Source organism: Phycicoccus sp. Soil803, assembly GCF_001429685.1.
In the GTDB taxonomy this organism is placed as follows: Bacteria; Actinomycetota; Actinomycetes; order Actinomycetales; family Dermatophilaceae; genus Pedococcus.
The window spans coordinates 2,964,813-2,988,429 of sequence record NZ_LMST01000001.1 but is presented as its reverse complement, the minus strand read 5'-3'; the positions used below and the strand labels follow the sequence as shown (position 1 = coordinate 2,988,429).

Annotated in this window: 18 protein-coding genes; 9 read left to right on the top strand and 9 right to left on the bottom strand. The window is 71.5% G+C overall.

The features are described 5' to 3' along the window. Positions 1-48 precede the first annotated feature (48 nt). Both ASG95_RS13755 and ASG95_RS13750 read right to left on the bottom strand, forming a co-directional pair. Positions 49-1,005, bottom strand: coding sequence for a plastocyanin/azurin family copper-binding protein (locus ASG95_RS13755; RefSeq protein WP_082592624.1), 957 nt, complete (start codon positions 1,003-1,005; stop codon positions 49-51). A gap of 210 nt (positions 1,006-1,215) precedes the next feature. Beyond that, a complete protein-coding gene (locus ASG95_RS13750; RefSeq protein ID WP_235543876.1) occupies positions 1,216-3,141 on the bottom strand; it encodes a hemagglutinin in 1,926 nt (641 codons plus the stop codon). A gap of 401 nt (positions 3,142-3,542) precedes the next feature. Here ASG95_RS13750 and ASG95_RS13745 point away from each other — a divergent pair, with 401 nt between their 5' ends. Beyond that, positions 3,543-5,495 (top strand): protease pro-enzyme activation domain-containing protein, encoded by a 1,953-nt coding sequence (locus tag ASG95_RS13745; protein WP_057377835.1) that lies wholly within the window; start codon positions 3,543-3,545, stop codon positions 5,493-5,495. 364 nt (positions 5,496-5,859) lie between these two features. Here ASG95_RS13745 and ASG95_RS13740 read toward each other — a convergent pair whose 3' ends face one another. The 4 genes from ASG95_RS13740 to ASG95_RS13725 form a co-directional block, all read right to left on the bottom strand. Beyond that, entirely contained in the window at positions 5,860-6,423 is a 564-nt protein-coding gene (locus ASG95_RS13740) for a hypothetical protein (RefSeq protein ID WP_235543874.1), read from the bottom strand. A gap of 161 nt (positions 6,424-6,584) precedes the next feature. Then, on the bottom strand, positions 6,585-7,952 hold the full coding sequence (locus ASG95_RS13735) for a transaminase (protein WP_057377834.1): 1,368 nt from the start codon (positions 7,950-7,952) through the stop codon (positions 6,585-6,587). A 65-nt stretch (positions 7,953-8,017) separates the two neighbouring features. Further along, positions 8,018-8,935, bottom strand: a complete 918-nt coding sequence (locus tag ASG95_RS13730; RefSeq protein WP_056922628.1) for a TIGR03086 family metal-binding protein — start codon at positions 8,933-8,935, stop codon at positions 8,018-8,020. Continuing rightward, entirely contained in the window at positions 8,935-9,912 is a 978-nt protein-coding gene (locus ASG95_RS13725; protein WP_057377833.1) for a phosphotransferase, read from the bottom strand. Before ASG95_RS13725 ends, ASG95_RS13730 begins: the two co-directional genes overlap by 1 nt. A 79-nt stretch (positions 9,913-9,991) precedes the next feature. On the opposite strand from ASG95_RS13725, the gene ASG95_RS13720 reads away from it, so the two are divergent. The 6 genes from ASG95_RS13720 (at position 9,992) to proB (ending at position 17,674) form a co-directional block, all read left to right on the top strand. Then, positions 9,992-10,744 carry a TIGR03936 family radical SAM-associated protein gene (locus tag ASG95_RS13720; RefSeq protein WP_057377832.1) on the top strand — a complete coding sequence of 251 codons (753 nt, stop codon included), beginning with the start codon at positions 9,992-9,994 and terminating at the stop codon, positions 10,742-10,744. A 170-nt stretch (positions 10,745-10,914) separates the two neighbouring features. Continuing rightward, positions 10,915-14,019, top strand: a complete 3,105-nt coding sequence (locus ASG95_RS13715) for an Rne/Rng family ribonuclease (protein WP_082592623.1) — start codon at positions 10,915-10,917, stop codon at positions 14,017-14,019. A gap of 216 nt (positions 14,020-14,235) precedes the next feature. Continuing rightward, positions 14,236-14,544: a 50S ribosomal protein L21 gene (gene rplU / locus ASG95_RS13710; protein ID WP_057377831.1), complete on the top strand. Its 309-nt coding sequence runs from the start codon at positions 14,236-14,238 to the stop codon at positions 14,542-14,544. 37 nt (positions 14,545-14,581) lie between these two features. Beyond that, entirely contained in the window at positions 14,582-14,851 is a 270-nt protein-coding gene (rpmA, locus tag ASG95_RS13705) for a 50S ribosomal protein L27 (protein WP_056922632.1), read from the top strand. Positions 14,852-15,020: 169 nt separating this feature from the next. Continuing rightward, a complete protein-coding gene (obgE, locus tag ASG95_RS13700) occupies positions 15,021-16,553 on the top strand; it encodes a GTPase ObgE (protein WP_056922633.1) in 1,533 nt (510 codons plus the stop codon). After that, complete coding sequence (proB, locus tag ASG95_RS13695) at positions 16,550-17,674, top strand: glutamate 5-kinase (protein WP_057377830.1); 1,125 nt, start codon at positions 16,550-16,552, stop codon at positions 17,672-17,674. Before obgE ends, proB begins: the two co-directional genes overlap by 4 nt. A 31-nt stretch (positions 17,675-17,705) precedes the next feature. Here the strand turns inward: proB and ASG95_RS13690 are convergent, their stop codons facing one another. Then, entirely contained in the window at positions 17,706-18,638 is a 933-nt protein-coding gene (locus ASG95_RS13690) for a hypothetical protein (protein WP_057377829.1), read from the bottom strand. A gap of 52 nt (positions 18,639-18,690) precedes the next feature. Beyond that, complete coding sequence (gene pdxY, locus ASG95_RS13685; RefSeq protein WP_056922636.1) at positions 18,691-19,542, bottom strand: pyridoxal kinase PdxY; 852 nt, start codon at positions 19,540-19,542, stop codon at positions 18,691-18,693. A 151-nt stretch (positions 19,543-19,693) separates the two neighbouring features. Here pdxY and ASG95_RS13680 point away from each other — a divergent pair, with 151 nt between their 5' ends. Both ASG95_RS13680 and ASG95_RS13675 read left to right on the top strand, forming a co-directional pair. Continuing rightward, on the top strand, positions 19,694-20,974 hold the full coding sequence (locus tag ASG95_RS13680; protein ID WP_057377828.1) for a glutamate-5-semialdehyde dehydrogenase: 1,281 nt from the start codon (positions 19,694-19,696) through the stop codon (positions 20,972-20,974). A gap of 121 nt (positions 20,975-21,095) precedes the next feature. After that, entirely contained in the window at positions 21,096-21,791 is a 696-nt protein-coding gene (locus ASG95_RS13675; RefSeq protein ID WP_057377827.1) for a bifunctional 2-polyprenyl-6-hydroxyphenol methylase/3-demethylubiquinol 3-O-methyltransferase UbiG, read from the top strand. Here ASG95_RS13675 and ASG95_RS13670 read toward each other — a convergent pair. Further along, positions 21,745-22,725: a glycosyltransferase family 2 protein gene (locus ASG95_RS13670; RefSeq protein WP_057377826.1), complete on the bottom strand. Its 981-nt coding sequence runs from the start codon at positions 22,723-22,725 to the stop codon at positions 21,745-21,747. The genes ASG95_RS13675 and ASG95_RS13670 overlap by 47 nt on opposite strands. Between the last annotated feature and the right edge of the window lie 892 nt (positions 22,726-23,617).

Genomic DNA, 23,617 nt, shown 5'->3' with positions numbered 1-23,617 from the left:
GGTGATCCGACGGGCCCAGGCCCGCCGGATCACTCACACTCCCTCGGGTCAGGGGACGACGACCACGTCACCGACCATGCCCATGTCGTCGTGGATGGCGCAGATGTAGTGGAACGTGCCCACGGTGGTGAAGGTGACGTCGAACGGCGCACCGGGCGCGAGCACCCCACTGTTGAGGTCCCCACCGGCGAAGTGGGTCGGGTCGCCGGACGGAGCCAGGATGGCGAGCCCTGGGGGCTCCTGACCGAAGGTCACGGTGTGCGGCGCGCCGGGTCCGGCGACGTAGAAGGACACGGTGTGGCCCACGTGCACGACGATCCGGTCACGGACGAACCGCGACACCCCGAAGCCCTCGCCGTCCACGCCGACGAGCACACGGGAGCCGGTGGTGGCGTGGGCCAGCTTGGCCTCGCGCCAGGCGTTGCGTCCGCGGTGCAGGGTGGCATTGGCCTGCTGCGTCCCCACCCGGTCGTAGTCACGCTGGGTGTAGGGGTAGGCCGTGCCCGCCGGACGCACGTGCACCGTCCCCGTCATCATCAGGCCGTGCAGCAGGCACACGTACGTGAAGTCACCCGTGGCCGTGAAGGTCAGGTCGTAGGTGGCGACCGGGTCGGTGAAGACGAAGATCGGCTGCGTGGCCATGATCCCGGAGTTGGCATAGGCGGTGCCGTCATACGTGGAGGATCCCTGGGCCGTGGTCTGGGACGGGTCGAACGGGTTGAACTCGGGCAGGGCCGTCCCCGGCGCGAGGAACGTCACGGTGTGCGGCTCTGCGCTGTTGGCTGTCCAGTGGACGGTGTCGCCCGCGTCGACCCAGACGTCCTTGGGCAGGAAGGCCATCGCGGTGACGGCCATGTCGGGGGTCTCGGCGCCGGCGCGGACGTGCCACGTGACGGGTCCGGCGACGGCCGCCGAGGCGGTCGAGCCCACGGCGACGGGGATGACGAGGACGGTGACGGAGACGACGGACAGCACGAGCCGTCGCAGCATTGACTTCCCAGACATGGGTGCTCCTCAGGGCAGAACTCACGATCGCGGTCGCGACCGCGTCGGACTGCTCGTGGGCCCCTTCAGCGCGGGCACTCCACGACAAGAGTGCCCCTCGTAACCGTTCGTGGCGTCATGCCTTAGGACGATTTCCGGAGGCGACACGGCGATGCTGCCGAGCCGTGCGGCCCGGCAGCATCGCTTTTCAGGAGGTGACGTGTGGAAGCGTCACGGGCTGGAGATCGTCCCACCGTTGGCGACGGTCAGGCTCGACGTCTCGTGGCAGCTGGCGGGGATGTCCCGCTGCCCGGAGTTGGTGCTGTCGTAGCTGACCCGCCAGGAGAACGACCCGGAGGCCGTCTGCGCCGGGGCGTTGCCCGACGTGACGGTCTGCGGCGAAGCGCCGGCGACGTTCTTCGTCGTCGAGAACGCGTTCGCACCGGTGCAGGTGCCGTTGGTGAAGAACTCGAATGACACCGTCCCGGCCATCGCGCCGCCAGCGGTGGCGGACACGGTCACCGAGTCGCTCGGCACCCAGGTCTGCGCGCTGGTCAGCGAGGACGGCACGGTCGTCACGACGACGTCCTCGTTGGTGTCGTCACAGGCCGTGTTGTGCGTCGTCGCGTTGTTGTTCGGCAGGTTGCCGCTGTAGGAGGCGACCCAGTGGTAGGTCCCTGCTGCGAGCGGGGTGAACTGCGGGTTGGGCGTGTTGTAGCTCGCGTTGCCGCTGACCGTGACCGCTGCCGAGGTGTAGGCCACGGTGGTGCAGTTGTCCGGCCCGTAGAGGGTGAACGTGATCGTGCCGCCGGCAGCCGCACCGGCGGTGCCGATCAGGTTGATGACCGGGTTGGCCGGCTGGGTGGCCAGCCCGCTCAGGGTGGCGGTGTCACTGACTGTCCCGCCGAGATTGACGTCGTCACTGGCGCTCGTGGCCAGCGTGGGTGTCACCGGGTTGACGATGAAGCACTCGCTCGCCCGCGAGTCGGTCGAGCCGGGGATGCCGTTGGCCGCGTCACCGGTCCACGTGGCCCGCCAGCAGTACCGACCTGCCGACGTGACGTAGGCCGTCGGCGAGTTCACCGTCACGGGGTAGGCCGTGCCCGTCAGGTTGGTCGAGCCGACGCTGGTGCCGCCGGTCGTGCAGAGTCCTGGCGAGTCGACCTTGCAGAGTGAGAACGCGACGGAGCCGGCCGGGGTGGCCGTACCGCCCGTCAGGCTCACGACGGCGGAGTCACGCACGGACACGACACCGGTGCCGATGGAGAGGCCACCCGCCGGGATGGACCCGCCGGCGCCGGTCTGCGGCGTGGTGACAGTGGTCGAGGTGCAGTTGGTGATCGGCGGGGCGTTCTTGAGGATGGTGTCCTTGTAGTCAGCCGTGTCGGAGTTACCGGTCACCGTGCTGGGGATCGTGTTGGCGAACACCTTGCAGGCGGTGCTGCCGCCGAAGATGGTCGCGGTCAGGTCGACCGCCGCCTCTCCGCGGAACCCGTCCGCGCTGTACGCGGCCTGCGACACCGCGGCGTTGAGTAGGCTCGGGGCGCCCAGGGTCAGGTTCGGCGCTGTGCCGGACCAGGTGCGCAGGTACAGGTCCTTGCTACCGCCCTGTTGGTCCCACAGGATCATGAAGTCGCCGGCCTTGCGGTTGGCCCAGGGGTTGCAGTTCGCGACGAGCTGGGCCTCCGTGGCCGTGTCGTACGCGCACCCGGCGGGAGCGGCGTTCTGCATGAACTCGTAGGCGATGAAGCCGCTACCGGTGTTGTTGTCCCGCTCCCACGCGAAGTAGAGCCAGTCGTGGTTGGGGGCAGCGGTGTCCCGCTCCGTGTCGAGCCAGGCGCGGCGCAGGTCGACCTGCGCATTGGGGTTCGTGGTGTCGAGCGTCGGCAGGGCGTCGCTGTGGATGACGCCGATCTTGGTGGTGTTCGAGTTGACTGGTCCGAGCTCCTTGACGTTCCCGAACTGGTCCGCCAGCTCGGTGGTGTTCGCGTCCGGGATGTTCCCGTCGATGTTGAACGGTCCGTCGGCGGCGTAGGCCACCTGCGGCACGACCACAACCCCGGCGACGACCAGTCCTGCGATCGCCAGCGCGGCCTTGAGCCGCGACCTCCGGGTCATCGAGAACCGGCCCCCTGGGGCGGTCACGCTTCGTGTCATGACTTCCTCCATATCCAGCCTGACCCGGCCCGGATGGGCGCGGGGGATCGCATCCCGCCGACGCGCTGGACCGCGGCTCCGTCGTCGGGGGAGCTCCCGCACGAAAGGGGAGTCCGAGGGCGGTGGGGTCGTCGGGCACGGTCGTCGTGTGCCGAGTCCCACGGTAGGAACGCGGGCGGTCGGGCGTGACCCCCATATGGCGCAGGATCAACGGCCCCAATGCCGCGAAGCGCTCGAAATGACGGCGCCACGGGACTTCCGCGACACATCCGCGCCGTGGAACGCATCCGAAAGCCCTGACATTTGTCATCGGGTCGGGGTGCGAAATGGTTGTCGAATGAAACCGCTCCACCCGGCTCAGCCGAGACCCGGCTGCGTCGCCACCCCGTTCCGGAGGTTTCATGTCCCGTCTCTCGAGAACCGCCTGCGCCGCCCTCGGTGCAGCCGCCCTGGTCACCGCAGCATCGGCCGGCTCCGCGCTGGCCACCACTACCGGGCTGCACGCCCTGCCCGGCAGCGTCCCGTCCTGGGCCGCCGCGAAGAACCGCACCGGCTCCACCGACGCCACCCAGCAGGTCACCTTCCGCGTGTACCTCAACTACCGGGGAGGTGACGCGGCCGCGGCATACGCGAACGCCGTCTCGACCCCTGGCAGCGCCAGCTACCAGAAGTTCCTGACCCCCGCGCAGTTCCGCGCCAAGTTCTCGCCGGCCCAGGCCGACGTCGACAGCGTCTCGTCGTGGCTCAAGGGCCAGGGCTTCACCGTCGGTGCGGTCCCGGCCAACCGCAAGTACGTCGAGGCCACCGGCACCCTCGCCCAGGCGGCCAGGGCGTTCGACACCTCGTTCGCGGAGTACCGCACCGAGGGCAAGACGGTGCGTGGCAACGCCACTGCGCTCAAGGTGCCGGCGAACCTCACCGCAGTGGAGGGCGTGGTGGGGCTCGACGAGTCGCAGACCCTGGCCCACCAGGACAAGGTGACCCCCGGTCCGGCGCTGTTCCGCAACGCCCAGCCGACCAGTGACTACTGGGGCCAGAAGACGGTGCAGAACACGCCCACGCCGGATGGCACCCCGCTGCCGTCCTCGCCGAGCGCCTTCGCGCCCAAGGGGTATGCCGGGGCGCAGCTCCAGGGCCTCTACGGCATGACCGGGGCGATCGGCTCGGGCAACGACGGACGCGGCGTGAAGGTCGGCATCATCGACGGCTACGCCTCGCCGACCATCCTGCAGGACGCCAACACCTACTCCGCGGCGCACGGGCTGCCCTCGCTCAGTGGGCACTTCAGCCAGGTCGTGGCCCCGGGCACGTACAACCGCCCGGAGAACCCGAGGCAGGACCCGCAGGGCTGGGCCGGTGAGGAGACCCTCGACGTCGAGGCCGTCCACACGATGGCCCCGGGTGCGGACATCTCCTACATCGGTGCCCCGAACAACTACCGCGACCTCGACGCGATCATGAACCGGGTGGTCGACGGACACCTGGTCGACATCGTCACCAACTCCTACGGCTACGGCGGCGAGGCGCTCCCGACGGGCACCATCAAGCCGTCGCTGGACACCCAGGTCCAGGCCGCTGCTGAGGGCATGACGCTGTTCTTCTCCTCGGGCGACGACGCCGACGAGACCGGCGGTGTCGCGGGCGCGAGCCCGACGCCGGACTGGCCGGCCTCCAGTCCCTACGTCACGGCAGTGGGAGGCACCAGCGCTGGTGTCTCGCAGTCGAACGGCCGGGTCTTCGAGCTCGGGTGGGAGACGGCCAAGGGCACGCTGAACAAGGCCACGACGACGTGGAACACTCCTGCGTTCCTCTACGGGAGCGGCGGTGGCACCTCGCGGCTGTTCGCCCAGCCCTCCTACCAGGCGGGTGTCGTGCCCGGCGCCATCGCGCAGACCTACGGTGGCGGCGCGATGCGTGCGGTGCCTGACGTCGCGGCGCTCGGTGACCCGAACACGGGCATGCTCGTCGGGGAGACCCAGACCTTCCCGGACGGCTCGCAGCAGTACTCCGAGTACCGGATCGGCGGCACCTCGCTGGCCTCTCCGCTCTACGCAGGCATGTTCGCCCTCGCCCAGCAGAAGGCTGGACACGCCTTCGGCCTGGCCAACCCGGTGCTCTACGGCGCGCGCAGCTCGAGCATCGACATCACCAAGACCGACCTCGCCGCCTACCCCGGTGACGTCCGGTCCGACTACGTGAACGGCGTGGACGCCTCCGCGGGCTACGTCTACAGCGAGCGGACCTTCGACAGCGATGCCGCCCTGACCATCCACGTCCGCCCCGGGTACGACGACGTCACCGGCGTGGGCGTCCCCGACGGACAAGCGTGGTTGGACGCGGTCGCCTCCTCCTGACCGCCGGGCACCGGCGGGCGGGTCCCTTCACCCGTCCGCCGGTGCACCACTCTCAGGGAACTCACATGAAACCGGTGACATTTGTCATCGGAGGATGACCCCGCAGCGTTGTCCAATATCAGTGGCCGCGGTCGCCTCCTCCAGACCGCCGCGCACCAGTGGTCGGGTCCCCTTCAACCCGCCCGCTGGTGCCACCCCCCAGCCGCTCGTGCGGAGAGGGCTGGGGTATGCCGCCCGCTCGCCTAGGCCTCGCGCCATGGCTGAGCGGGCGGCATACGTTTGCCTCTCGGCAACGTGTGGGTGGACGTCGAGCATCGCCGCCGCGGGGTGGGCGCGGCGCTCATGTGGTCCAGGTCCTGAGGCGCTAGCCCATCCGGCTCGCGAACCACGGCTGGTGCAGGTCGAGGTACCGCATGTCGCTGACCTGCGACATCTCGTCCTCGAACTCGCGACGACGGTCCTCGGGCATCTCCTTCTTCTCGCCGATCCGGGCCTCTTCCTCGCTCCGGAAGGCGATCGTCTCGGTGAAGAAGCCGTCCTCGTCGATGGCGATGGTGCCGCCGATGATCTCCGGGCGTTGCTCCTGCAGCATGTCCATCGGCTGGTCCATGAACCGGCGGAACCGCTCCGGGTCGCTGAGCCGGCCCTGCATGACCTGGACGAAGCCGGCGTCGTCGGACCCGCCGTTCAGGAACATCTGGGCGTTGTCGCAGTCGTGGAACGTGACGTCGCCGTCGAAGCACTCCTGCATCTTCATGAACCACTCACCCTGCTCGGGCCTCGTGGAGTTGCGGGCGGCAGCCTCCCGGCTCTCGAACCGGACCACACCCACGAACTCGTTGTCGTCGGTGATCCCGTAGGTCCCACCCAGCCAGCCCTCGGCCTTGGGGCCCTGTTCCTCGCGCCACTCGTCGGTCAGCCGGCGCATTCGGTCCGCGTCCCGACACTTTCCCTGGATGATCTGGATGAACACCTCAACCCTCCGCTTTCTCTCGCAGGGGCCGCTTCCCAGCGAAGTGGTCCACCTCCCGAAGTTACGCCGGGTGCCGGGGACCGTCACCCGGACATATCGGTCCGTGCGCCCAGCGGTCAGGCGAAGAGGGCGCCGACGACCTCGCGGAAGACCCGGGTGTGCAGGTCGACGTCGTCCCGCGAGGTCTCCGGACACATCAGGGCCATGTTGTGGAACGGCGTCATGAGGATGCCCCGGTTGGCCATCGCGAGGTGCAGGTAGGCATCGAGCGCGTCGTCGGCTGCCGCGGCGGACTCCTCACCCGAGCGCGGTGCAGGGCGGGCGAAGCGGTACTCCGCCCGCGCACCGAGCCGGCTGATCGACCACGGGACGTCGAGCTCGTCGAGGGTCTGCTGGACCCCCGTCGTGAAGGCGGTCGCGAGCTCGGTCATGTGGGCGAAGGCCTCGCGGGTCAGCACCTCGCCGAGGGTCGCTCGCATGGCAGCCGTCGAGAGGGCGTTCCCGGCGAGGGTGCCCCCGACGCCGCCCACGTCGACGATGTCGGCGTCGCCCGCCTCGGTGTGCCGGGTGACCGCCTGCGCGACCTCACGCGACAACCCGTAGGCGCCGCACGGGATCCCGCCCCCGATGGACTTGCCGATGACCAGCAGGTCCGGCTCGAGGGCCCACTCGGTCGTCGCGCCGCCCCAGCCCGCCGAGAAGGTGTGCGTCTCGTCGACCATGAGCAGCGAGCCGTACCTCGTGGCCAGCTCCCGCACGCCCTCGAGGAACCCGGGCTCGGGCAGGACGATCCCGATGTTGGTGAGGGCGGGCTCGGTGAGCACCGCCGCCACGTCGCCGTGGGCCAGGGCCGCCTCGACCGAGGCGAGGTCGTTCCACGTCGCGACGCGCGTCGTGAGGTCGAGGTCGACCGGGGGAGCGACGTTGCCGGGACGGCTCTGGGCCTTGCCGTCCGGGCCGGGCAGCGCGAACGCCTCGTCCACGGACCCGTGGTAGCAGTAGGCGAAGACGAGCACCTTGGGCCGCCCGGTCGCGAGCCGCGCCAGCCGGATCGCCCACCGGTTCGCGTCGGTGGCCGACAGCGTGAAGCTCCACAACGGCATACCGAACCGTCGCTCGAGCTCGGCGCCCACCCACTGGGCGTCAGCGGTCGGGAGCATGGTCGTGATCCCGCCGAGCTCACCGGCCCGCTGCTGCACCGCGGCCACGGTCGCGGCGGGAGAGTGCCCCGCCATGGCGCCGGTGTCGCCGAGCGCGAAGTCGACGTAGGTGTGGCCGTCGACATCGGTCACGCGGTTGCCCGAGGCGTGGTCGAGGTAGAGCGGGAAGCCGCCCGACCACATGTTCATCCACGTCATCGGCACCCGGCCGAAGAGGTTGCCGGCTTCCTCGAAGAGGGCGCGGCTGCGTGGGTGCCGTTCGGTGTATGCCGCCTGCTCGGCTTGCAGGAGGGTGGCCAGCCGGGCGCGGTCGAGGTCTGCCATGGGGACACGCTAGGACCGCGAGCCGGCCGCCCGCACGAGACTGCGGATTCCGTAGGTGGGGGGTCTCAGCCCTTGACGTAGGAGAGCTTCTCGCAGATGAGCCCGTCCCGGAACCGGATGACGTCGACCCCGCGGATGTGGCCGGGAGCGCCCTGGTCGTCGGTCCAGCTGTAGGACCACCGGACCACGGCCCGGTCGCCGGCGACGAACTGCTCCTCGGTGGAGAACAGCGGGTTCGTGGTCTCCGCGAACATCTGGGTCCACACGGAGTGGGCGGCGTCGGCTCCCTCGTGGCGGACCCCGTCGGGTGCCGGACCGGTCGCCTCGAACACGCAGTCGGCGGTCATCTCGAGCCGGGCCGCGTCCATGTCGCCGCTGCCGAAGGCGCGCAGGAAGCGGGCGGCGCAGGCGTGGTTGGGTCCCCACTCCGCGTCTCGACCGAAGGTGGCGAGCAGGTCGCCCTGCTGGCCGCCGTGCGAGATCGCGCGCGCCCCCACAGCTCCACCGTCCCGGTACAGCTCCTCGCGGTCGGCCCACCAGCGGGCCACCCCTGCCATGAGCACCGGGTCGAGGCGTCGGTCGGTCCCGGTGGCCGCCGACAGGTCCCAGGAGTGGATCAGGTGGTCGGCGGCGAGCTGCCAGACGTACTCGGACACCTCCGTGTCGCCGAACGAGAGCGGCACGGTGCCACCCCGGGGGAGCCGGTCCGCGACCGACGTCGTGGCCGCCTTCGCCGCATCGATCGACCGACCGACCGGGTCGTCACCGAGCAGGTCGCCGTCGAGGCTGGAGCCCACCTCCTCGATGGTCCGCCCCTCCAGGAGGGCGGCGGTCCACAGGTCCTCCGAGGTGATGTGGTTGACGAGGTCGCGCACGGTCCACTCGCTGCAGGGGGTGGGGGAGTCCCACTGGTCGTCACGGACGGCGACGACGACGTCGGCCCAGCGCTCGACCGTGCGATGGTACAGCGTGTTGAGGTCCATCAGATCGCTCCGCTCTCCAGTGCCGTTCGGGTGGCGTCCACCCACCAGTCGAGGTCCGTCCTCTCCCGGGCCCGGATCGCCGGATCCGGGTGCTCGACCGCGTCGAGCGCCTTGTTCCACCCCAGCCAGACCATGGCCGACAGCAGTCCGAGGTGCATGGTCCGGTCGTCGCACGCCGGGCCGGCCGCCGCGCGGTACCACCCGATCAGGTCCTCCCTGGTGGCGTCGACCACCGAGGAGCACCCCGCGACGAACCGGGCGACGTCGAGGGCTCCCGGTCCCTGCGTCGCCATCGCCCAGTCGAGGAGGACGAGGTCGTCACCGTCGAACGCCATGTTGACGGTGGCGAGGTCACCGTGGGCCAGCGTGGCCGGCGCGTGGTGCAGGGCCGTCACGAGCGGAGCGGGATCGTCGAGCAGGCCGAGCACGGCCTCGGCGACGTCGGTGGGGACGGCGTCACCGAACAGCTCCCACCCGCGCAGGGCCAGCTGCATGAGCTCGACCTCGGCGAGCTCCGCCGCCCGGATCCGGCGCGGCGTGAAGAGGGTCAGGACGAGGTCCAGCGGAGCCAGGTCGGGCGGCGCCTGGCCGAGGAAGGCGCGGTGGAGGGAGGCGACTGCCGTCATGGTCCGGGCGGCCCGGTCGGGCGAGAGCCGGTCCGCCCAGCTCAGGACGTGGTCGCCGAGGTCCCGCAGGACCAGGACGGTGCTGTCGCCCTCGACCCACCCGTCCACCACTGCGTGACCGATACCGGGGGGCAGCCGGTCGAACGCGCCGTCGCGCCACAGGAGGTACTCCCTCGACGGCCCGCCACCCGTCATCGCCAAGGTCACGTCGTGCTGGGGGTCGACCCGCTTCACCACGAGCGCACGCCCGTCCCGGAGCCGGACCCGCTCGAGCCCCGCCCCGGACTTGCCCACGTGGTCCGAGACCACCGTGCGTTCCACGACCTCGCGCAGGACGTCGCCCGCTGCCACGAGTTCACCGTGGCACCTTCCGCGACGGCCCGCCATGGCCCGTTGGAGCCACTCGCACGGAGGTGCCTAGGCTGCCCCCATGGCCCGGCAACGCGTACCCGAAGGACCCCCTCCCGCCCTGGCGGTGCAGAAGCTGCGGATCCGGTACGCCAAGCGGGGCCGGCTGCGGTTCTCCTCGACGCGGGACTTCCAGCGCGCCCTCGAGCGCGCGCTGCGTCGGGCCGGGGTGCCGATGGCGTTCTCGGCCGGGTTCCACCCGCATCCCAAGATCAGCTACGCGAACGCGGCGCCGACCGGGACCGCCAGCGAGGCGGAGTACTTCGAGATCTCGGTGACCGAGCGGGTCGACCCCGAGTCGGTGCGCCGAGCCCTCGACGAGGCGCTCCCGGAGGGCCTCGACGTGCTCGAGGTGGTCGAGGCCGCTCCGGGCGCCCTCGCCGACCGCCTCCAAGGGAGCGACTGGGTGCTGGACTTCCCGGGTGTCACGGCCGAGCAGCTGCAGGCCGCCGCCGACCAGCTCCTCGCGCTCGACCGGGTCGAGGTGACCAGGACCTTCAAGACCGGGCCCAAGACGTTCGACGTGCGGTCTGCCGTCGTGTCGATGACCACCGAGCCGTCGCAGCGGCCCGACTGTGCGATACTTCGGGTGGTTGTACGGCACACCACACCGGCCGTACGCCCCGACGACGTCCTGACCGCGCTGCGAGCAGCCACGGAGCTGGCGCCACCGGCACCACCCCTGGTGAGCCGACTGGCGCAAGGCCCGCTGCGACCCGCAACCGCTGGGGTGGCTGATCCACTGGCTGCCGACAAGGACGACGACGGCGCCTGACCTGGTGCCGCGCGACCTGCGCGAGCCTCGACAGGCGTAGCCCAACCGACTTCCGTGCCGACGGCACCCGCCGCCGACACGAGCAACACCGCGCACCACGTGGCCGAGGGAGAGTCCGATCCGGACTCTCGGTGTGGCCTTCGCCCGTGGGTGACGGAAGGACGCCACGGATGGCCTCCACGGAAGACCTGTTCAACCCCGACTCCGCGTCGCAGGACGCTCCCGCCGAGAGCGCCGCTGGCGCCGACACCGCCGGGGATGCCACGAGCGCTCCGCCGCCGGCCCGCAAGCGCGCCCGTCGGGCCACCACGAAGGCCTCCGCGCCGGTGGCACCCGCCGAGGGCGAGGCCGACCAGCCGGCCACCACCGAGTCCACTACCGCTGAGTCCGCTACCGCTGACTCCGCGGCACCGGCCGAGGGCGACGCACCGGCTCCGAAGACGGCCAAGAAGGCCGCTGCCAAGAAGACCGCCGCCAAGAAGGCGACGGCGAAGAAGACCACCGCGAAGAAGGCCACCGCCAAGAAGGCGGGCAAGGCCGCCCCCGCGGACGAGCCCGCGGCCGAGCCGACCGCCGAGGACGCTGCCGCAGCCCTGCTCGCGGCCCCGACCGCCGCCGCCGCCGGCGATGCCGCCGCCATCGAGCCCATCCCGAGCGAGGACGAGGACGAGGACGAGCTGGACGCCGACGGGCAGCCCACTGCGGCCACCGTCCCCAGCTTCGGCGTGCTGTTCCAGGCGCCCGACCCGGCCGCCGCCCGGCCGACCCGCCGTCGCGCCGCGACCAAGGCCGCCGGCCCGCCGCAGGTCGCCGCGCCCGCCTCCGACACCGCGGACTCCGCCGAGACCGCTGAGGCGTCCGGCGCGGACGCCGCCACCGACCTGCCGGCCGCCGAGGACAAGGCCCCGGCGCCCCGGCGTCGTCGTGGCCGAGGCCGCGGCGCCCAGGCTGACGCGCAGGCCGCCGAGGCCGACGACACCGCCGCCGAGCAGGCCGACCAGGACGACCAGGACGACGCGAGCCAGCACCGCGACGACGAGACCGACGGTGGCGGCGAGGGCGGTCGCCGTCGTCGTCGCCGCGGTGGCAAGGGTCGCGGCCGTGGTCGCGGTCAGGGCGAGTCCGACGCCGCCGCGTTCTCTGACGAGGACGAGGAGGCCGGCTCCGACGTCCAGGACGCCGAGGCACCGGACGACCAGGGCCTCGAGGGTGACGGCTCGTCGAGCCGTCGTCGCCGTCGTCGTCGCCGCAGCGGTTCCTCTGCCGAGGGCGACGACCCGCCCGGCACCGTGACCCGGGTGCGTGAGTCGCGGCGCGACGAGCCGCAGAGCGTCAAGGGCTCGACCCGCCTGGAGGCCAAGAAGCAGCGGCGCCGTGAGGGCCGCGAGGCCGGTCGTCGCCGCACGATCATCACCGAGGCCGAGTTCCTGGCCCGTCGCGAGAGCGTCGAGCGGGTGATGGTCGTCCGTGAGCGCGAGGGCCGCACCCAGATCGGCGTCCTCGAGGACAACGTCCTGGTCGAGCACTACGTCTCGCGCGAGACCAACGCGTCGATGGCCGGCAACGTCTACCTCGGTCGGGTCCAGAACGTGCTCCCGTCGATGGAGGCCGCCTTCGTCGACATCGGCAAGGGCCGCAACGCCGTGCTCTACGCCGGTGAGGTCAACTGGGACGCCGCGGGCCTGGAGAACAACCAGCCGAAGCGGATCGAGAACGCCCTGAAGTCGGGTGACACCGTCCTCGTGCAGGTCACCAAGGACCCGATCGGCCACAAGGGCGCCCGCCTGACCAGCCAGATCTCGCTCCCGGGCCGTTACCTGGTCTACGTGCCCGAGGGCTCGATGACCGGCATCTCCCGCAAGCTCCCCGACACCGAGCGCAGCCGCCTCAAGGGCATCCTCAAGGAGGTCGTCCCGGACAGCGCCGGCGTGATCGTGCGCACTGCCGCCGAAGGGGCCAGCGAGGAGGAGCTGCGCGCCGACGTCGAGCGGCTCACCAAGACCTGGGACAAGATCAAGGCCAAGGCCGACTCCAAGAGCAAGGGCAAGGGCGGCGCGCCGTCCCTGGTCCACGGTGAGCCCGACCTGACCGTGCGGGTCATCCGCGACGTGTTCAACGAGGACTTCACCTCGCTCGTGGTGGCCGGCGACCAGGCCTGGGGAGAGGTCAGCGAGTACCTCGGCGACGTCGCCCCCGACCTCGCCGAGCGGCTGAAGAAATGGACCTCCGAGGAGGACCTGTTCACCCACTACCGCGTGGACGAGCAGATCGCCAAGGCCATGGACCGCAAGGTCTGGCTGCCCTCCGGTGGCTCCCTGGTCATCGACCGCACCGAGGCCATGACCGTGGTCGACGTCAACACCGGCAAGTTCGTCGGGTCGGGTGGCAACCTCGAGGAGACGGTCACCAAGAACAACATCGAGGCCGCCGAGGAGATCGTCCGCCAGCTCCGGCTGCGTGACATCGGCGGGATCATCGTCATCGACTTCATCGACATGGTGCTCGAGAGCAACCGTGACCTCGTCGTGCGACGCCTCCTCGAGTGCCTCGGCCGCGACCGCACCAAGCACCAGGTCGCCGAGGTCACCTCGCTCGGCCTGGTCCAGATGACCCGCAAGCGGGTCGGGTCCGGCCTCATCGAGGTCTTCTCCGAGAACTGCGAGCACTGCGGCGGACGCGGGATCATCGTGCACGCCGACCCGGTCGAGAAGCCGTCCGGCGGTGGCGACGGTGGCCGCGACAGCGGTCGCGACAACGGTGCCAACGGCGGCGGTGCCGGCGCCGGTGGCCAGGCCGCCCGTAGCGGTCGCGGCCGTCGTGGTCGCGCCGGTGCGGCCGGCACGACGCCCGAGCCGGCCCCCCAGCCGGTGCACTCCGGGCCGACGCCGGCGCAGATCGCCGCAGCCGCGCACGCCGCGGCCCTGAAGTCCGCCGACCACCACCACGACGACGACCTGCACGGCGACCACGACCTCGACGACGCCCAGGACGCTCCGGTCCTCGAGGTGCACGAAGACGTGGACCTGCAGCCCGAGCCGGTCCTCGAGATCGACTCCGAGCCCGAGCCCGAGCCCGAGCCCGAGCCGGAGCCCGAGCCGGAGCCCGAGCCCGAGCCCGAGCCGACCCGCGAGCCGGAGCCCACGCCCGAGCCCGTCGCGGCCGCCCCCAAGCGGCGTCGGCGCGGCCGGGTCGTGGCACCCGCCGGACCGCCTCGTGCGGTCGCGGGCGACGACGCCGGCTCAGGCGGCGCGGAGGCGCCCGCCGAGCACTTCTGAGCCGTGCGGCATACCGGTGGGTTGACTGCTGGTGTGCCGCACGACCGCCGGTTTGGTCGGCACGCCCTCCACCCGGTAATCTTGTGCCTCGGTGCGCCCACCGTCCGGCGTCCGCGTCTGTGTCCACTCACTTCGGTGTTCGTTCGCAGCGTGGGTAGCTGCCGGCCGGTCCAGACAGAGAGCGCGTGCCACCCGAAGTAGGAAAGAGAGTTCCACGTGTACGCGATTGTTCGCGCTGGTGGTCGCCAGGAGAAGGTTTCCGTCGGCGATGTCCTCATCATCGACAAGGTCAGCGGCAAGGCTGGCGACAGCATCGACCTGACCCCCCTTCTCGTGGTCGACGGCTCGACCGTGACCAGCGATGCCGACAAGCTCGCCAAGGTCACCGTCAAGGCTGAGGTGGTCAAGGCCGCCAAGGGCCCCAAGATCACGATCATGAAGTACAAGAACAAGACCGGCTACCGCAAGCGTCAGGGCCACCGTCAGCACCTGACCCAGGTCAAGATCACCTCGATCGACGCCTGAGTTTCGGACCAGAGACCCAGAGAAGGCAGGTACTGACATGGCACACAAGAAGGGTGCGTCCTCGACCCGCAACGGTCGCGACTCGAACGCACAGTTCCTCGGCGTAAAGCGCTTCGGCGGCCAGCTCGTCAACGCGGGCGAGATCCTCGTCCGTCAGCGCGGCACGCACTTCCACCCCGGTGACGGCGTCGGCCGTGGCGGCGACGACACGCTGTTCGCGCTCGTCAAGGGCAACGTCCAGTTCGGCACGAAGCGTCGGCGCAAGGTCGTCAACATCGTCCCGCTGGAGACCTCGGACGCCAGCTGAACTTCCGGGCGAAGCAGGAGATCAAGAACTTTCGGTATGCCGCGTGGCCTGACCACGTGACGCACCGCACCGGAGGGGGCGGGCCCGACACGGGCCCGCCCCCTCCGCACGTCTTTCCCATGATCGTCTTTACTTGAGTACGTCCTCACCGACCAGAAATGAGAGCCCCATGACCACGTTCGTCGACCGCGTCGTGCTGCACGTCGCCGCCGGCGATGGCGGACACGGCGTGGCCTCGGTCAAGCGCGAGAAGTTCAAGCCGCTCGGCGGTCCCGACGGGGGCAACGGCGGGCGGGGTGGCAACGTCATCCTGCGGGTCGACCCGAACGTCACCACGCTCCTCGACTACCACCACCACCCCCACCGCAAGGCGACCAACGGCAAGCCCGGCGCCGGTGACGAGCGCAACGGCGCCGACGGCGGCGACCTCGTGCTGACCGTGCCCGAGGGCACCGTGGTCAAGGACGGCTCCGGGGACGTGCTGATGGACCTCGTCGGGCTCGACGGGGAGTTCGTCGTCGCCAAGGGTGGTCGCGGTGGCCTGGGCAACAAGGCCCTCTCGTCGGCCCGTCGCAAGGCGCCCGGCTTCGCCCTGCTCGGGGAGCCCGGCGACGCCCTCGACATCGTGCTCGAGCTCAAGTCCCTGGCCGACGTCGCCCTGATCGGCTTCCCGTCCGCGGGCAAGTCCTCGCTCGTGTCGGTGCTGTCGGCCGCCCGGCCGAAGATCGCCGACTACCCGTTCACCACCCTGGTCCCGAACCTCGGTGTGGTGCAGGCCGGCGAGAGCCGGTTCACCATCGCCGACGTGCCGGGCCTGATCCCCGGCGCCAGCGAGGGCAAGGGCCTGGGCCTGGAGTTCCTGCGCCACGTCGAGCGGTGCTCGGTGCTGGTGCACGTCATCGACTGCGCGACGCTCGAGCCCGGTCGCGACCCGATGACCGACCTCGACGTCATCGAGCGCGAGCTCGCCCAGTACGTCCCGGACGCGACGCTGGGTGGTCGCCCGCTGGCCGAGCGCACCCGCATCGTCGTGCTCAACAAGTCCGACGTCCCCGACGCGCTCGAGCTGGCCGAGATGGTCAAGCCCGACCTCGAGGCGCGCGGCATCGAGGTCTTCGTCGTGTCCGCCGTGGCCCACACCGGGCTGCGTGAGCTGACCTTCGCGATGGCCCGGCACGTCGCCGAGGCCCGCGCCGAGATCGAGGCGGTCGCCGCGGCCACGCCGCAGCGCATCGTCATCCGGCCCAAGGCCGTCGACGACTCGGGCTTCAAGGTGATCCGCGAGAACACCGCCGACGGCGAGGTCTTCCGCATCGAGGGGGAGCGCCCCACCCGCTGGGTCCGCCAGACCGACTTCTCCAACGACGAGGCCGTCGGCTACCTCGCCGACCGGCTCGGCCGGGCCGGCATCGAGGAGGCCCTGTTCAAGGCCGGTGCGGTGGCCGGGGCGACCGTGCTCATCGGGCCGAAGGACAACGCGGTGGTCTTCGACTGGGAGCCCACCCTCGTGGCCGGGGCCGAGCTGCTCGGCGCCCGTGGCACCGACCTGCGGCTCGACGAGGCCACCCGCCCCACCCGAGACGACAAGCGGGCCGACTACGCCGAGCGCCGGGTCGCCCGGACCGTCGCCCGCGACGAGCTGGCCGCCGAGCGGCGGGCCGGCCACTGGGCCACTGCGAAGGACGAGGACACCGAGGAATGAGCGCGGTCGACCGCCGGGGCGACGTGGCGCGCGCCCGGCGCCTGGTGGTCAAGATCGGCTCCTCCAGCCTGACCGACGTCGGCGGAGGGGCGCTCGACGAGCAGCGGCTGATCGCCCTCGTGGACGTGCTCGCGAAGCGCCGCAACGCCGGCCACCAGGTCGTGCTGGTGTCCTCGGGTGCCATCGCCGCGGGCATCGCACCCCTGGGGCTGACCAAGCGGCCGTGGGACCTCGCCACGCAGCAGGCGGCAGCCAGCGTGGGTCAGGGAGCCCTCGTCGCGGCATACCAACGTGCCTTCGGCGCCCACGGGCTGACGGTGGGGCAGGTGCTGCTCACCGCCGACGACGTGACCCGGCGCTCGCACTACACGAACGCCCGCCGCACCCTCGACCGGCTGCTCGAGCTCGGGATCGTGCCGATCGTCAACGAGAACGACACGGTGGCCACCCACGAGATCCGGTTCGGCGACAACGACCGGCTGGCGTCGCTGGTGGCCCACCTCGTGCACGCCGACGGCCTCGTGCTGCTCACCGACGTCGACGCCCTGTACGACGGGCCCCCGACCAGGGCGGGCAGCAAGCGCGTCCCCACGGTCATCGGGGGCGCGGGGCTCGACGACGTCGTCATCGGCGGCACCGGGTCGAGCGTCGGCAGCGGCGGCATGGTGACCAAGGTCGAGGCGGCGTCGATCGCCAACGCCGCCGGCATCACGACGGTGCTGACCAGCGCCGAGCAGGTCGAGCGGGCGCTGGCAGGGGAGGACGTCGGCACGGTCTTCGTCCCGACCGGCTCGAAGCGCACCTCCCGCAAGCTCTGGCTGGCCCACGCCACCACCCCGATGGGGCGCCTGCTGCTCGACCCCGGAGCCGTGCGCGCGGTGACCGAGCGTCGGACCTCCCTGCTGCCAGCCGGGATCACCGGCGTCGAGGGCACCTTCTCCGACGGCGACCCGGTCGACCTCTGTGCGCCCGAGGGCCGCGTGATCGGCCGTGGCCTCGTCAACTACACCTCGGCCGAGCTGCCGGGGATGCTGGGTCGCTCGACCCGCGAGCTGGCCAAGGAGCTGGGTCCGGAGTACGAGCGTGAGGTCGTGCACCGCGACGACCTCGTCATCCTCTAGCCCGCACCCTGAGGTATGCCGCGTGGCCGGGTCAGCGCAGGGGCGGCCCGATCGTGCGGGCCGAGCCCTGCACGACCTGCTGTCCGTCGGCGAGGCTGAGCACGGTGCGGTCGCCGAGCTCGCGGTGGAGGGTCACGTCGACCATCCGCACGGCGCCGATCGCCGCGCAGGCGATGTCCTGACCGCTGGGCTCGCGCGGGACCTGGACCACCGCGACGACGACGGCCTGGTCCGACTCGAAGGCCTCGCCGCGGTAGTCGGCGCCGCACGCCCCCGGCTCGTCGGGCGCGCCGGTGAAGACCAGGGTCATCGTCCGGCCGCCCGGGGCGAGGTCGAAGGACTCCGGGCGCAGGCCGTCGCCGGGCGCGGGCGTCCAGTCCACGGGGGTGCGGACGAGAGCCGACGCGGGGACCGCCACCCGGAGCAGGGTCACGGCGGTGCCGTCCAACGAGAACCGCCAGCCGGGCACGGTGACCACCCCTGCCGAGGTCCGCACGTCCATCGTGGTCAGCACCGCTCCGGTGACCCGCAGGTCGGTGCACCCGTCGCAGTTGCTGCGCCGCGAGGTCATCGCCGCGAGGGCGTCGTCGGCGGAGACGACGGTCGTCGTGACGCCGCCCACCGTCCCGTCGAGCACCCGACCCGGCCCGGGGGCGTCGGGCAGCGGGGCGACTGCCACGAGGTGACCGGTGAGCCAGGCCAGCTTGTTGTTCTCGCCGACCGCGGGCTCCCAGTCGCCCTCCTGCTGCTCGAGCTGGTCGCCGAGGTCGAGGGCGGGGGAGTCGCTGGTCTTGCGGGCGTCGGCATACCGGTCGAGCAGCTGGGCCGCTCGCTGCGCCCGGTCCCGGTCGTCCATGGTCGGCGAGGCGGAGCCGCCACCTCCCGCGCCACCGCCCACCGATCCGCAGGCAGCCAGCAGCGTGGCGGCCAGGACAGCGGCGAGGGCGGGGGAGAGCCTGCTCATACCGGTGGGACGTCCACGCCCGGAGAAAGGTTGCGTGCGCGACCCGGTGGCCTCACGGCAGCCGGGTGACCTCGAACTGCATCTGCGGTTCGGCGATGGTGGCCTGCGACTGAACCAGCTGGAGCTCGCGCTCGCCCGACTCCAGGGTGTTGGCCAACAGGTCGAAGACGCTGCTGGCCGTGCGGGCCAGGGCGACCGCGGGGTCGCCGGTCGCGAGCAGGTGGGCCGTGAACAAGGCCGCGGTGACGTCACCGGAGCCGTTGGCCTTCATCGGCAGCCGTGGGGTCTGCACGATCCATGCGCCGTCGTCGGTGACGGCCATCATCTCGATGGTGTCCGCCGGTGCGTCCGGACGTTCGACGCTGGTCACCAGGACGATGGAGGGCCCCATCGCCCGGGCCAGCTCGACGGACGCGAGGGTCTCCTCGACGGTGTGCGGCTCGGTGCCGGTGAGGAAGCCGAGCTCGAACTGGTTCGGCGTGATGAGGTCGGCGGCCGGCACGACCCGCTCCCGCAGCAGGACCGGGATCGCCGGGTGCACGAAGCAGCCGCTCTTCGCGTTGCCCATCACCGGGTCACAGGCGTAGATGGCGGCGGGGTTGGCAGCCTTCACCTTCGCGACGGCGTCGAGGATGACGTCGCCGATGTCCTCGCCGCCCTGGTAGCCCGACAGCACCGCGTCCACGCCGGGGAACGCCCCGCGCTCCTCGACCCCCCGGATCACGGCGCGCACGTCATCGGCGGGCAGCAGCGGGCCGCGCCACTCGCCGTAGCCGGTGTGGTTCGAGAAGTGCACCGTGTGCACTGGCCACACCTCGACCCCGAGGCGCTGGAGGGGGAAGACGGCGGCGCTGTTGCCGACGTGGCCGTACGCGACCGAGGACTGGATCGACAGGATGCTCACCCCAGCATTCAACCAGCGAGCCGTCCGGGGCAGGGTGGGCAGGCCATGCACTGCCCCAGACGGGGGGGCAGCGCATGGCCTGGCGAAAGGGCACCCACCCGGCTGCTGGACCGGCGGGTGGCGGGGTGGCCACGCGGCATACCCTTGGAGTATGGCTGAGATCGACCCCGCCGCCGTCGAGCAGGTGGCCACCGCGGCGCGCGCCGCACGGGTGGCCTCGCGCCGCCTGGCGCTGCTGTCCCGCGCCGACAAGGACGCCGCGCTGCTCGCGCTCGCCGACGCCCTCGACGCCGCCACCGACCGCATCGTCTCCGCCAACGGCGACGACCTCGAGCGCGGACGCGCATCGGGTATGCCGCAGGGTCTGCTCGACCGGTTGGCGCTCGACCCGCAGCGGGTCGCCGACGTGGCCCAGGCGCTGCGCGCCGTCGCGGCGCTGCCTGACCCGGTGGGGGAGGTGGTCCGCGGCTCGACGCTCGCGAACGGCCTCCAGATCCGTCAGGTCAGGGTGCCGATGGGTGTGGTGGGCATGGTCTACGAGGCCCGCCCGAACGTCACCGTCGACGCGGCCGGCCTCGGCCTGAAGTCCGGCAACGCCGTCATCCTGCGCGGCGGCTCGGCCGCCGAGTCGACCAACCGGGCGCTGGTCGAGGTGCTGCGCACCGGTCTGGAGGCGCAGGGTCTGCCCGCCGACTCCGTCACGCTGCTCGAGGGTGGCCGCGACGCGGTGCGCGCTCTCCTCACCGCCCGCGGGCTGGTCGACCTGATCATCCCCAGGGGCGGGGCCGGGCTGATCCAGACCGTCGTCACCGAGTCGACCGTGCCGGTGATCGAGACCGGCATCGGCATCGTGCACGTCTACGTCGACGCCGCCGCCGACCTCGACAAGGCGCTCGCGATCACGGTCAACGCCAAGACCCATCGTCCGAGCGTCTGCAACGCCGCCGAGTCCCTGCTCGTCCACGAGGCCGTGGCGGCGGACTTCCTCCCCAAGGTGCTCGCCGAGCTGTCCGGGGCGGGGGTGGCGCTCCACACCGACGACGCCTCCGGTGCCGCCGCCGAATCGGCCGGTGTGCCGCACCAGGCCGCCACCGAGCAGGACTACGGCACCGAGTACCTCGCGCTCGAGATGAGCGTCCGGGTGGTCCCCGACCTCGACACCGCGCTCGAGCACATCCGCACCTACAGCTCGGGGCACACCGAGGCGATCGTGACCGAGGACCGGGCGGCCGCCCGGCGGTTCACGAACGAGGTCGACTCCGCGGCCGTGATGGTCAACGCGTCCACCCGGTTCACCGACGGTGGCGAGTTCGGGTTCGGCGCGGAGATCGGCATCTCCACCCAGAAGCTGCACGCCCGCGGCCCGATGGCGCTGCCTGAGCTGACCACGACCAAGTGGATCGTCGAGGGCGACGGACAGGTGCGCGCCTGACCGGCCGCGCGGCATACCGGGGGCCGGTCACGCGGGTCCACGCGAACTGGCAGGATGAGCGCCCGTGGAAGGCACTGACTAGTTTGGAAGACACCGAGTCCTTTGGAAGGCACTGAGTAGCTTGGAAGGCACGGAGGTCCGCAAGCTGGCCGCGCTCGAGGACGCGCACTGGTGGTACCGCGAGCGGCGCCACCTGTTGGGCCGGATGATCGGCGGGCTGCGTCCCGGCACCGCGCTCGACATCGGCGCGGCCGGTGGCGGCAACACGCGCGTGCTGCGCCGGGCCGGCTGGTCGGTCAGCGCCCTCGAGTACGGCGCCGACGGGGCCGAGGTGGCCGCCGAGCGCGGTCTCTCCGTGGTGCGCGGTGACGCCACCGCGCTGCCGGTGAGCGACGACAGCCTCGACCTGGTCGTGGCCTTCGACGTGCTCGAGCACATCGTCGACCACGACACCGCCGTGTCCGAGGTGCGCCGGGCCCTGCGCCCGGGTGGGATGTTCCTCATCGCCGTGCCCGCCGACCCCAGGCTGTGGTCGGACCACGACGTGGCGGTCGACCACGTGCGCCGCTACACCCGCGACACGCTGCGTGCGGTCCTGGAGCGGAACGGTTTCGAGATCGCCTCGATGACGTCCTGGAACGTGCTGCTGCGTCCGGTCGTCGCCCTGCGGCGGCGCAAGGCGAGCGGCTCCGACCTCGAGACGGTGCGCCCCGTCGTGAACTTGGTCCTGCGCGCGGTCGTGACGGCCGAGCGCTACCTGCCGGTGAAGGCTATGCCCGGGGTGACGCTGATGGTGCGGGCTCGTCCGCGGCGGTGACCGGCCCCGTGAGCGAGTCGTAGGCGACGAAGTAGGTCGGTCGGGCCTGCAGGTGCGCGTACATCCGTCCGACGTACTCGCCGAGGATCCCGACGCACAGCAGCTGGACCGCCCCCACGCCGGCAACCGCCACGACCGTGGACGTCCAGCCCGGGAGGGTGTGGCCCAGGGACGCGGCGACCAGCGCGTAGGCCAGCAGGCCCAGCGCCGCGAGGCCGCCGAGCAGGCCCAGCCAGGTGGCGGCGCGCAGGGGAGCGGTGGAGAAGCCCGTCACGCTGTCGAGTGACAGCCGGATCATCTTGGACAGCGGGTACTTCGAGCTGCCCGCCGCCCGCTCGTCCCGCCGGTAGGTGACCGACGTCGACGGGAAGCCCAGGGCCGGGACCACGAAGCGCAGCACCCGGTGGTGCTCGGGCAGCGAGTTGATGGCGTTGACGGTCGCCCGCGACATGAGCCGGTAGTCGCCGGCGTCGACCTGGGCGTGGGTGCCCGACAGCACGCGGATCACCCGGTAGAAGGCCTTGGCGCTGAGCCGCTTGAAGGCCGAGTCGCTGGAGCGGTCGGACCGCACGCCGTAGACGACGTCGACCCGCTGGGCGCGCGCCTGGGCGAGCATCTCGGGGATCACCTCGGGCGGGTCCTGCAGGTCGGCGTCGAGCGTGACGACGTAGTCGCCCCGGGCGCTCGCGAGCCCGGCCGAGATGGCGGCCTGGTGACCGGCGTTGGCCCGCAGCCGGACGATCCGCAGCTGCGGCCAGTCACGCATCAGCCGCTGGAGGACCGCGGGGGACAGGTCGTCGCTGCCGTCGTCGACGGTGATCACCTCGTAGGTGGCGCCGAGCCCGTCCGCCACGGGTCGCAGCCGCGCGGCGAGCAGGGGCAGCACGTCTTCCTCGTTGTACACGGGGATGACGATGCTGAGCTCGGGGGCCATGTACCAAGGTTACGGGGACAGGCTGCCTCGACACGCAAAGGCCTCTAGAAGCAAAGGTCTCCAGACGCAAAGGTGAGGGCCCCTCGAAGTATGAGTTCGAGGGGCCCTCGGGTGGAGATCCTCCCGGCCGCTGGCAGAACCAGCTGCTGGGTGGATCGCCGGGTGCGGAGTCCGGCGCCACCGAGGTGGTGCCCTGTCCGCAGCGGGACACCCGACCGCCGAAGCGGCCTGGTCTCCCACGTGTGGTGTCGGTGTCACCCCGCCGAAGCGGGTGCGGTGTCAGCCACGGGTGCGGGTCCTGTCGTCACCGAGGTGACGGCACTTCCCACGGTGCGGGTCCTGTCGTCACCGAAGTGACGGCACTTCCCACGTGCGGGTCCTGTCGTCACCGAGGTGACGGCACTTCCCACGGTGCGGGGTCGCTCGCCACCGAAGTGGTTCACGGCTCCCACGTGTGGTGTCGGTTTCCCCACCGGAGTGGGTCTGTTGTCGGCCACGGGGTGCGGGCTGCCCGGTCACCGAAGCGACCCGACGTCCCACCAGCAGGCTTCGTCCTCACCGAGGTGACGGCGAAACCCACTGTTGGTGCAGCTCCCTGGGCCGGCGAACCGCCCCACGATGCTGCCCCGTTCGACCGCCCACGCCCCCCGGCGAACCGGGTGTTGTGGCCACTGCGACGGTGGCGCCTGGTCGCTCCGGCGAACCGGTGCAGCCAAGGCGATGCGATCTGGCCAACGGGCCCGGCGTTCCTCCGCGGCGTCGCCCGCGAACCTGTCTGCCCGAAGGCTTCGAGGACCTCGTCCGAGCGAACCCGGTCGAGGCGGTCGTCCGTTATCCGGTTGACCTGTGCTCCTGCCTCGTGGCCGTCCGAGTCTCCTCGTCTCGACCCTCC

Coding starts and splice junctions, on each gene's coding strand:
- ASG95_RS13755 (WP_082592624.1), bottom strand. CDS start 1,005: ATGTCTGGGAAGTCAATGCTGCGACGGCTCGTGCTGTCCGTCGTCTCC.
- ASG95_RS13750 (WP_235543876.1), bottom strand. CDS start 3,141: ATGACACGAAGCGTGACCGCCCCAGGGGGCCGGTTCTCGATGACCCGG.
- ASG95_RS13745 (WP_057377835.1), top strand. CDS start 3,543: ATGTCCCGTCTCTCGAGAACCGCCTGCGCCGCCCTCGGTGCAGCCGCC.
- ASG95_RS13740 (WP_235543874.1), bottom strand. CDS start 6,423: ATGCGCCGGCTGACCGACGAGTGGCGCGAGGAACAGGGCCCCAAGGCC.
- ASG95_RS13735 (WP_057377834.1), bottom strand. CDS start 7,952: ATGGCAGACCTCGACCGCGCCCGGCTGGCCACCCTCCTGCAAGCCGAG.
- ASG95_RS13730 (WP_056922628.1), bottom strand. CDS start 8,935: ATGGACCTCAACACGCTGTACCATCGCACGGTCGAGCGCTGGGCCGAC.
- ASG95_RS13720 (WP_057377832.1), top strand. CDS start 9,992: ATGGCCCGGCAACGCGTACCCGAAGGACCCCCTCCCGCCCTGGCGGTG.
- ASG95_RS13715 (WP_082592623.1), top strand. CDS start 10,915: ATGGCCTCCACGGAAGACCTGTTCAACCCCGACTCCGCGTCGCAGGAC.
- rpmA (WP_056922632.1), top strand. CDS start 14,582: ATGGCACACAAGAAGGGTGCGTCCTCGACCCGCAACGGTCGCGACTCG.
- obgE (WP_056922633.1), top strand. CDS start 15,021: ATGACCACGTTCGTCGACCGCGTCGTGCTGCACGTCGCCGCCGGCGAT.
- proB (WP_057377830.1), top strand. CDS start 16,550: ATGAGCGCGGTCGACCGCCGGGGCGACGTGGCGCGCGCCCGGCGCCTG.
- ASG95_RS13690 (WP_057377829.1), bottom strand. CDS start 18,638: ATGAGCAGGCTCTCCCCCGCCCTCGCCGCTGTCCTGGCCGCCACGCTG.
- ASG95_RS13680 (WP_057377828.1), top strand. CDS start 19,694: ATGGCTGAGATCGACCCCGCCGCCGTCGAGCAGGTGGCCACCGCGGCG.
- ASG95_RS13670 (WP_057377826.1), bottom strand. CDS start 22,725: ATGGCCCCCGAGCTCAGCATCGTCATCCCCGTGTACAACGAGGAAGAC.